2 protein-coding genes are annotated in these 2,017 nt (G+C 70.4%); both read right to left on the bottom strand.

What is annotated here, in order from left to right; translation table 11 throughout:
• Positions 1-1,694: dipeptide ABC transporter ATP-binding protein (locus ABNT58_RS02510; protein WP_348751936.1), on the bottom strand; the 1,694-nt coding region annotated here is incomplete at its 3' end.
• On the bottom strand, positions 1,691-2,017 hold a 327-nt coding region (locus tag ABNT58_RS02505; RefSeq protein ID WP_348751935.1), incomplete at its 5' end, for an isoaspartyl peptidase/L-asparaginase. The genes ABNT58_RS02510 and ABNT58_RS02505, both read right to left, overlap by 4 nt.

Raw genomic sequence — 2,017 nt, 5'->3', positions numbered from 1 at the left:
GGGTGCTGCGGGTTCTCGAACACGGCGCGGCGCGGGCCGATCTCGACGATCTGGCCCAGGTACATCACCGCCACGCGGTGGCTGATGCGCTCGACCACCGCCATGTCGTGCGAGATGAAGAGGTAGGCCATGCCGAACTCCTGCTGCAGGTCGAGCAGCAGGTTGATGATCTGCGCGCGGATGGACACGTCCAGCGCCGACACCGCTTCGTCGGCGATCACCACCTTGGGGTTGAGCGCCAGCGCGCGGGCAATCGCGATGCGCTGGCGCTGCCCGCCCGAAAACTCATGCGGGTAGCGGTGCGCCGCCTCGGCGGGCAGGCCGACCTTTTCCAGCAGCCAGCGCACGCGCTCTTCGGCCTTGTCCGCACTCATCAGCTGGTGGATGAGCAGCGGCTCCATCACCGAATAGCCCACCGTCAAGCGCGGGTCGAGCGAGGCATACGGGTCCTGGAACACGAACTGGATGTCGCGCCGCAACGCCTGCAGCGCAGCGCCTTCCAGCGGCGCGATGTCGCGGCCGGCCACTTCCACCCGGCCGCCCTGGTGGGCGATCAGCCGTGCCAGCGAACGGCCGGTGGTGCTTTTGCCGCAGCCCGACTCACCCACCAGCGCCAGCGTTTCGCCGGGCTGCAGCTCGAAGCTGATCTGCTCGACCGCATGCACCTGACGCTTGACGCGGCCGAACACGCCGCTGCGCAGCGGAAAGCGCGTGACCAGCTTGTCCACCTTGAGTACCGGCGGCAGGTCGTGGCGCACGCTGTCGGGCATCAAAATCTGCTCGGCCGCGCCGGGCGTGGCCATGCCGGCCGGCAGCTCGCCCGGCATCAAGAAGCGCGCGGGCAGGTCCTGCCCCTGCATCGCGCCCAGCTGCGGCACCGCGGCCAGCAGCGCCCGGGTGTAGGGCTGGGTGGGCGCGGCGAACAGCGAGCGGCAATCGCCCTCCTCGATCTTGTCGCCGCGCTTCATCACCAGCACGCGGTCGGCGATCTCGGCCACCACGCCCATGTCGTGGGTGATGAAGATCACGCCCATCGCCAGCTCCTGCTGCAGCTGGCGGATCAGCGCCAGGATCTGCGCCTGGATGGTGACGTCGAGCGCGGTGGTGGGCTCGTCGGCGATCAGCAGCGTGGGCCGGCAGGCCAGCGCCATCGCGATCATCACCCGCTGGCGCATGCCGCCCGACAACTGGTGCGGGTGGCGGCCCAGCACCTCGCGCGCTTCTGGAATGCGCACCAGGTCGAAGAGGCGCAGCGCCTCGGCCATGGCCTCGGCCTGCGTGCGGCCCTGGTGCAGCACGATGCTCTCGGCCACCTGCTGGCCGACGGTGAACACCGGGTTCAGGCTGGTCATCGGCTCCTGGAACACCATCGCGATGTCGGCGCCGCGCAGCGCGCGCATCTGCGCGCCGCTGGCCTGCGCCAGGTCGATGCGTTCGCCATCGCGGCGGGTCAGCCACATCTGGCCGCTGTCGATGCGGCCGCCGCCATGCTCCACCAGCCGCATCAGCGCCAGTGAAGAGACGGACTTGCCCGAGCCCGACTCGCCCACGATGGCCAGCGTCTCGCCGGCATCCACATGAAAGCCCAGCGAGCGCACGGCTTGGAAGCGGCCCTGTTCGGTCTTGAAGCTGACGCTGAGGTCTTGCACCTCCAGCACCCGGCGCAGGGCCGGCGGAACAGCCGGCTTGTTCACGCGTCCACCTCGTCAGCATAGATGGCCACCTGCACCGGCTGGCCCACCCGCGCCCAGCCCCGGTACATGCCTTCGGTGTTGAAGGGCAGCACCACGCCGCCCTGCGCATCGACCGCGATCAGGCCGCCGCGGCCGCCCAGCGGCGGCAGCTTGTCCATCACCACGCGGCGCGCGGCCTCGGCCAGCGGCAGGCCGGCGTACTCCATCAGCGCCGACAGGTCGTGCGCCGCCAGGCCGCGCATGAAGGCTTCGCCCGCGCCGGTGCAGGACACGGCCACGGTGCGGTCGTTGGCATAGCAGCCGGCGCCGATCAGCGGCGAATC

The sequence above is a fragment of the uncultured Aquincola sp. genome, from assembly GCF_964001545.1.
Taxonomy (GTDB): domain Bacteria; phylum Pseudomonadota; class Gammaproteobacteria; order Burkholderiales; family Burkholderiaceae_C; genus Aquincola.
This window is presented reverse-complemented; position numbering and strand designations above follow the sequence as displayed.